Genomic DNA, 7,670 nt, shown 5'->3' on the forward strand with positions numbered 1-7,670 from the left:
TTATCCACACTATCCACAGCCCCTAAGACTATTATTAAAAAAATATATTATTATGTTATGATGGGCGCATGCCCATTATTTTCGAGAGGAGTCTAACGACGATATGCATATCACCATTCAACGCGAAGCTTTAATTCAAGCAGTACAAGATGTAGCCAAAGCGGTCTCATCCCGCACGACGATTCCGATTCTGACAGGGATCAAACTCGAAGCTCATGGAGATGGCATGACGCTGACAGGAAGCGATACAGAAATCTCGATTGAACGGACGATCTATGCAGAAGAGAACGGAACGTCTTATGTCACGGTCCACCGTGCTGGTAGTGTCGTCTTGAATGCCCGCTTCTTCGGCGATATCGTCAAAAAGATGCCAAAAGACGAAGTGACACTTGAAGTCTCACCGAACTTTATGACACGGATTCAGTCAGGAACAGCGGAATTCCATTTAAACGGTCTTGATCCAGATGAGTTCCCACGTCTTCCACAAGTCGATGGGGGACAACGTTTCCGTTTACCGGCTGATCTCTTACGGTCGATGATTCGTCAAACAAGCTTTGCTGTCGCTGTTCAAGAAACACGTCCTGTTCTCACAGGTGTGAACTTCTCAGCCGACAAAGGCATCTTGACGTGTGTCTCAACGGATAGTCACCGTTTAGCCCTGCGTCGTGCTCAGTTTGAGACAGATACGGACATCTCGTTCCAGAACGTCATCGTTCCTGGTAAGAGCTTAAATGAATTATCGAAGTTACTTGGGGACGGTCATGTGGATATTACGATCACGAACCAACAAATCTTGTTCAAGATGAAACACGTCCTCTTCTTCTCACGTCTACTTGACGGAAACTATCCGGATACATCACGTTTGATTCCAGAAGAGTATCGGACAGCTGTCCGCATGAACGCGAAAGAATTGCTCCAAGCGATCGATCGCGCGTCACTGCTCGCACGTGAGGACCGTAACAACGTCATCAAGTTTGCAGCTGAAGGAACGACAGCGGTCGAGATTTCTTCGCATTCACCAGAAGTCGGGAAAGTCTCGGAGCAAGTCAGCATCCTTTCGCTTGAAGGGGAAGAACTGAAAATCTCGTTCAACTCGAAGTACATGATGGATGCCTTAAAGGCGCTTGACGCGACAGATATCGAAATCCAGTTCACGGGTTCGATTCGTCCATTCATCTTGCATCCAGTTGATCAAGATAACGTCTTGCAACTGATTCTTCCAGTCCGGACGGCGTAAGCATCAACATAAAACACGTGACAAGACGGGTTCGATCGTTTCGACATCGGACCCGTCTTTTTCGTATAGCGTATATACGTTCGGGAATTTTGCTAAATCGTTCAATATTTAGTACAATAAAGAGTACGTCATTTATAATATGTAGGTAGGAGGAGTCAATCCATGCAAGAAATCAGAATTACAACGGAATATGTCACATTAGGGCAGTTCCTGAAACTGTCGGATATCATCTCAAGCGGAGGGCAAGCCAAACCGTTTTTAGCAGAGGTGCCAATTCTAGTCAACGGCGAAGTCGATCAGCGACGTGGTCGTAAATTACGGGATGGAGACATCATTGATGTAGAAGACTACGGTCAGTTCATCATCAAGAACGAGGGTAACTAACGTGCGGCTGGATTCAGTCCGACTCAGTCATTATCGCAACTATGACGCACTCGAACTGTCATTCTCCGAAAAGACGAATGTTCTGATTGGTGAAAATGCACAAGGGAAGACGAACTTATTGGAAGCGATCTATGTTCTCGCTCTCGCGAAGTCTCACCGGACGACGCATGATAAGGAACTGATTGGTTGGGACCAGGAGACAGCGCGCGTCGAAGGACGTGTCGTCAAACGAACAGGTTCTCATGTCCAGGAGATCGTCATCTCGGGTCGCGGGAAAAAAGCAAAACTAAATCATCTAGAGCAACGACGCTTGAGTGATTATGTCGGGGCACTGAACATCGTTTTATTCGCCCCGGAAGATTTGCATATCGTCAAAGGCAGTCCACAAGTCCGCCGACGGTTTCTCGATATGGAGATCGGTCAAGTTAGCCCGGTCTATTTGCATGAATTGAGTCAGTATCTGAAAGTGTTGAAGCAGCGCAACGCGTTGCTGAAACAACTGTCCATGAAGGGAGGAGACGAGACCTTCCTTGATATCTTGACGGAGCAAATGATTACGCTAGCCGTTAAAATCGTTCAGCGCCGCCATCATTTCATGGCCCAACTCGAAAAGTGGGCACGACCGATTCATGACGGAATTAGTCGTGGACAGGAAGAACTCGCGCTCATCTATCGTTCGGACACATTTGGCAATGAATTACTCGATGTCGAAGGAATGACTGCGTCCTACACGCAGAAGTTTGGTAAAATAAAAGAAAATGAAATCCGAAGAGGAGTTACATTGTTTGGACCACATCGTGATGACTTTGAGATGGAAGTCAACGGACGAAACGTCCAAACGTATGGTTCACAAGGGCAACAACGAACAGCAGCCCTCTCGTTAAAGCTTGCAGAGATCGAATTGATTCACGAGGAAGTCGGAGAGTATCCACTTCTTCTACTCGACGATGTCTTATCCGAGCTTGATGATCATCGTCAAACACATTTGCTCGATACGATGCAACAAAAGGTCCAGACGATCCTGACGACGACAAGCGTCGATGGGATTGCGCATGAAACGATCAACCAAGCGAAGTTGTTCCACGTGAAACAAGGGACGGTCGATTTGGAAGAGACATCATATAAAGAAACAGTAGGTGAGAAAACCGATGAGTAATCATGAAGATATGGAATTGGAACAAGGATACGGTGCCGATCAGATTCAAGTTCTTGAAGGATTAGAAGCAGTACGTAAACGTCCAGGGATGTATATCGGCTCGACGGCATCAAAAGGTCTCCATCACCTCGTATGGGAGATTGTCGATAACTCGATCGATGAGGCGCTCGCAGGATACTGTGACACGATCAAAGTCACGATCGAACCAGGGAACTCGATCTTAGTCGAGGACAACGGACGCGGTATTCCAGTCGACATTCAAGAGAAGATGGGTCGTCCTGCCGTTGAGGTCATCCTGACAGTCCTCCACGCCGGTGGTAAATTCGGCGGTGGCGGATATAAAGTATCGGGTGGATTACACGGTGTTGGGGCCTCGGTCGTTAACGCCCTGTCGACGAAACTTGAAGTATTCGTCAAACGGAATGAAAAGTTGTATTACCAAGCGTATCATCGCGGTGTACCAGCACAAGATCTTGAAGTGATCGGAACATCAGAAGAGACCGGAACGACGATTCGTTTCTTCCCAGACGGTGAGATTTTCCAAGAAACGCTCGAGTATGACTACGATTTGCTAGCGACACGCCTGCGGGAACTTGCTTTCTTAAACAAAGGCTTGAAGATCATCATCACGGACGATCGTGCGGATGAGCCGATGACGCGTAGTTTCCACTACGAAGGTGGGATTAAATCTTACGTCGAACACTTAAACCGTTCAAAAGAAGTCGTTCACGCAGAACCTGTCTACGTACACGGCACAAAAGACGGCATCGAAGTCGAAGTTGCACTTCAGTACAACGATGGATTTGCGTCAAATATCTACTCGTTCACGAACAACATCCCGACGCATGAGGGTGGTACGCACGAGACCGGCTTCAAGACAGCTTTGACACGCGTCATCAATGATTACGCGAAAAAGTTCGGTCTGATGAAGGATGCAGACGGTACACTGTCCGGTGAAGACGTACGGGAAGGGATGACAGCGATCGTTTCTGTCAAGCACCCGAACCCGCAGTTCGAAGGACAGACGAAGACGAAACTTGGGAATTCCGACGCACGTACGGTCACGGATTCGCTCTTCTCTGGTGCATTTGAGCAATTCATGCTTGAAAATCCGACGAACGCACGCGCAATCGTCGAAAAAGGGATGATGGCGTCGCGCGCCCGGATGGCAGCGAAACGCGCACGTGAATTGACACGCCGTAAAGGTGTTCTTGAAGTCAGCTCGCTTCCAGGTAAACTGGCCGACTGTTCGTCACGTGATGCGTCGATTTCCGAATTGTATATCGTTGAGGGTGACTCAGCGGGTGGTTCTGCGAAATCCGGACGTGATCGTCATTTCCAAGCAATCTTACCGATTCGCGGTAAAATCTTGAACGTTGAGAAAGCACGTCTTGATAAGATCCTTGGAAGCAATGAGATCCGGACGATCATCACGGCACTCGGGACAAGTATTGGTTCTGAGTTCAATATCGAGAAGGCACGCTACCACAAAGTCATCATCATGACCGATGCCGATGTCGATGGTGCCCACATCCGGACACTCTTGTTGACGTTCTTCTACCGTTACATGCGTCCGCTTGTCGAGCATGGATACGTCTATATCGCTCAGCCACCGCTATACGGAATCAAACAAGGGAAGAACATCACGTACGTGCATAACGAACGTGAATTGACAGAGGCGCTTGCAGCGCTTCCTGAAAACGCACGGTACGATATTCAGCGCTACAAAGGTCTTGGAGAGATGGATCCAGAGCAGCTTTGGGAAACGACGATGGATCCAAGTGGTCGTCAAATGTTGCGTGTTGAGCTTCAAGATGCGATCGAAGCGGATGAAGTCTTCGATATCTTGATGGGAGATCAGGTCGAACCACGACGCGACTTCATTCAATCTCACGCACATTACGTCAAGAACCTGGATATTTAACGCTGAACAGAGAGGGTGGCCAGAAGCATGTCCGAACAAAATCACGGAATCATCAAGGATATTAATATCAGTCAAGAGATGCGTACGTCCTTCATGGACTACGCGATGAGCGTCATCGTCGCACGTGCTCTTCCGGACGTACGGGACGGTTTAAAACCCGGACACCGCCGGATTCTCTATGCGATGAACGACCTCGGTATTCGTGCCGATAAACCACATAAAAAGTCTGCCCGTATCGTCGGGGAAGTCATTGGTAAGTATCACCCGCACGGGGATTCTGCCGTCTATGACACGATGGTCCGCATGGCGCAAGATTTCAGCTATCGTTATGAACTCGTCGATGGACACGGAAACTTCGGTTCGGTCGATGGAGACTCGGCGGCTGCGATGCGATATACGGAAGCTCGTATGTCAAAAATCGCAATGGAAATCGTTCGCGATATCAACAAAAACACAGTTGACTTTAAAGATAACTACGATGGTTCGGAACGCGAACCGGAAGTCTTACCGTCGCGCTTCCCGAACTTGCTCGTCAACGGTTCGAGCGGGATCGCGGTCGGGATGGCGACAAACATTCCGCCGCACCAGTTAGGTGAGGTCATCGATGGTGTCTTAGCACTGTCTCACGACCCAGAAATCACGATCCAAGAACTGATGCAGCACATTCCGGGACCTGATTTCCCAACGGCTGGTGAAATTCTTGGTCGTAGCGGGATTCGTCGCGCATATGAAACAGGACGTGGCTCCATCATCGTCCGCGCGAAAGCAGAAATCGAACAGACGAAAAAAGACCGGGAACGGATCATCGTGACGGAGTTGCCTTATCAGGTCAACAAAGCCCGCCTCGTTGAAAAGATTGCCGATCTCGTCCGCGAGAAAAAAATCGAAGGCATCACCGATTTACGGGATGAGTCAGATCGTCGCGGTATGCGCATCGTCATGGAAGTCCGTCGTGATGCGAATGCAAGTGTCATCTTAAACAACTTGTATAAACAGACGTCGATGCAAACGACGTTTGGTGTCAACATGCTTGCGATCGTCGGAGGGCGTCCGAAAACATTGACGCTTAAAGAAATGCTCTATCATTACCTCGAGCATCAAAAAGAAATCGTTCGTCGTCGGACACAGTTCGATCTCGAAAAAGCAGAAGCACGTGAACACTTGCTCGCTGGTCTACGGATTGCGCTTGATCATTTGGATGAAGTCATTCAAATCATTCGCGGTAACCGGACAGCAGACGCAGCACGTGAACAGTTGATGGAGCGTTTTGCGTTATCTGAGAAACAATCACAAGCGATTCTCGATATGCGCTTACAACGCCTGACAGGTCTTGAGCGGGAAAAAATTGAAGCAGAATATGACGAAATCATGCAATTGATCGCAGAACTTAACCGCATCCTTGCGAGTGAAGAAGTCTTGCTTGATTTGATCCGGACAGAACTCGAGGAGTTGAAGGAACGTTTCAACGACGAGCGTCGGACGGAAATCCGGATGGATCATATCGAATTCGAAGATGAAGACTTGATTCCGGAACAAGATATCATCATCACGTTGACAAGCAGTGGTTATATCAAACGGATGACGACGGATTCGTACCGGACACAGCGCCGCGGCGGACGTGGCGTTCAAGGAATCGGAACGAACGACGAGGATTACGTTACGCGTCTCTTGTCTTGTTCGACGCATGATACGATTCTATTCTTTACGAACCGCGGGAAAGTCTACCGGATTCGTGGATACGAAGTACCGGAGATGAGCCGGACATCAAAAGGTGTGCCGATCATCAACCTCATCCAAATTGAACGCGATGAAAAGGTCGAGACGATGATTCCAGTCAACTTCAAACGTTATCTTGAGGAGCAACAAGCAACTGAAGCACCTGTCGAGGTGGTTGAAGGAGAGATTGAAGAGACGGAAGAAGCGCTCGAAACGGAAGAAGTCGTTCAAGATGAGCAAAAATCATTGATCTTCATGACACGTAAAGGACGCGTCAAACGTTCACCGTTGTCCGCATATGCCCGGATCAACAAAAATGGTTTGATTGCGATTCGGTTGTTTGAAGACGATGAATTGACATCCGTTCGTCTTGCATCGACGGATGATGAAGTCTTTGCTGTTTCAACAAGCGGGAAAGCGATTCGTTTCCCAATCACGAATGTCCGCTCGATGGGACGTGGTGCTCGTGGTGTCAAAGCGATGACGTTACGCCCAGACGATTTCGTCGTCGGGATGGAACTTGCACGTGATGCACAAGATGTTCTGGTTATTACGGAAAAAGGATTCGGTAAACGAACACCGATGACCGAGTTCCGTAGTCAATCGCGTGGTGGGAAAGGATTGATCGCGAGTAAGGTAACAGATCGCGTCGGTCAAATCGTTGCCATGCGAATCGTTGATGTCGATGATGACATCATGATCATGACAGAGAGCGGTATCGTTATTCGGACAGACTCGCAATACATTTCACGTGTCGGCCGCAACACCCAAGGGGTGAAGGTCATTCGAATTGAAGAAGGTGACCGTGTTGCAACGGTTGCGAAACTGAAACGAGAAGAAACCGATGAAACGGAAGAAGATACGGATCTTGTATCAGAAGAGAATGTAGTCGAATCGGATGCTTCAGAAGAAGTGGAAGAGTAAGCAAGACGTTAGTAAGGAAGCAGCAGAGTGATACCACTCTGCTGCTTTTATCTACATATATAGAAAGAAGAGAAAGGAACGAAGCGATATGCGAGTGGCAAGTGACCAATTACGCATCGGGGATCGTTTAACCGAATCGATCTACTTACATACAGATCATCCGATCGTAGAAGCAGGGAAAAAAATTGGAACCGACGAGTTACGACGAATCCAACGGTTTTTGATTAAAGAAGTCACCATCGAGGATCGTCCTGATCTTGTCGAAGGTGAAAAGATACAGATTGAAACAGTGGCTGCGCAGATAGAACATCCTTTTGAAGAGTTCATTC

General features: G+C 48.1%; 6 protein-coding genes (1 of these 6 cut by a window edge). All 6 read left to right on the top strand.

Annotated elements, in window-relative coordinates; genetic code table 11:
* The first annotated feature begins 103 nt into the window (after nucleotides 1-103).
* On the top strand, nucleotides 104-1,237 hold the full coding sequence (gene dnaN / locus ACY2IG_RS00275; RefSeq protein ID WP_023469864.1) for a DNA polymerase III subunit beta: 1,134 nt from the start codon (nucleotides 104-106) through the stop codon (nucleotides 1,235-1,237).
* Nucleotides 1,238-1,399: 162 nt separating this feature from the next.
* Entirely contained in the window at nucleotides 1,400-1,621 is a 222-nt protein-coding gene (yaaA, locus tag ACY2IG_RS00280; protein ID WP_023469865.1) for a S4 domain-containing protein YaaA, read from the top strand.
* 1 nt (nucleotide 1,622) lies between these two features.
* Nucleotides 1,623-2,777 (top strand): DNA replication/repair protein RecF, encoded by a 1,155-nt coding sequence (gene recF, locus ACY2IG_RS00285; protein WP_214856529.1) that lies wholly within the window; start codon nucleotides 1,623-1,625, stop codon nucleotides 2,775-2,777.
* A 10-nt stretch (nucleotides 2,778-2,787) separates the two neighbouring features.
* Nucleotides 2,788-4,701: a DNA topoisomerase (ATP-hydrolyzing) subunit B gene (gene gyrB, locus ACY2IG_RS00290; RefSeq protein ID WP_200864062.1), complete on the top strand. Its 1,914-nt coding sequence runs from the start codon at nucleotides 2,788-2,790 to the stop codon at nucleotides 4,699-4,701.
* Nucleotides 4,702-4,728: 27 nt separating this feature from the next.
* On the top strand, nucleotides 4,729-7,341 hold the full coding sequence (gyrA, locus tag ACY2IG_RS00295; RefSeq protein WP_035411718.1) for a DNA gyrase subunit A: 2,613 nt from the start codon (nucleotides 4,729-4,731) through the stop codon (nucleotides 7,339-7,341).
* Nucleotides 7,342-7,429: 88 nt separating this feature from the next.
* Nucleotides 7,430-7,670: the 5' portion of an HD-GYP domain-containing protein gene (locus ACY2IG_RS00300; protein ID WP_462618238.1), read on the top strand. The gene runs 803 nt beyond the window's last position; only the first 241 of its 1,044 coding nucleotides appear in the window; its start codon is at nucleotides 7,430-7,432; its stop codon lies off the right edge, out of view.

The organism is Exiguobacterium sp. EF_C8 (assembly GCF_054956715.1).